Origin of the sequence: Escherichia sp. AM3 (assembly GCF_032029835.1) — a bacterium.
In the GTDB taxonomy this organism is placed as follows: domain Bacteria; phylum Pseudomonadota; class Gammaproteobacteria; order Enterobacterales; family Enterobacteriaceae; genus Escherichia; species Escherichia coli.
In genome coordinates this window covers 1-236 of the sequence record NZ_JAVUPQ010001308.1, presented here as the reverse complement: position 1 = coordinate 236, position 236 = coordinate 1, and the positions used below count along the sequence as shown (strand labels likewise).

At 58.9% G+C, this 236-nt stretch carries 1 protein-coding gene; it reads left to right on the top strand.

Annotation, left to right across the window (positions count from 1 at the left end; all coding sequences use genetic code 11):
• A partial coding sequence (locus tag RTW80_RS30820; protein WP_312722064.1) for a fimbria/pilus outer membrane usher protein occupies positions 1-236 on the top strand: 236 nt, incomplete at both ends.

Below are 236 nucleotides of genomic sequence, written 5' to 3'. Positions count from 1 at the left end.
GCTATGCGGTCATGCCAACGCTCTCGGCGTATCGCAAAAATACCGTCAGCCTTGATACGGCGACGCTGGGTGAGAACGTCGACGTTGAGCAGAGCGGTCTGACGCTCATTCCCACCAGCGGCGCGGTGGTGCTGGCCAATTACAAAACCCACATTGGTTATCGCGTTCTGTTTTCCCTGCGCTACCACGGCGAACCGTTGCCGTTTGGCGCGCAGGCTGAAGTGGTGGAGCAGAAC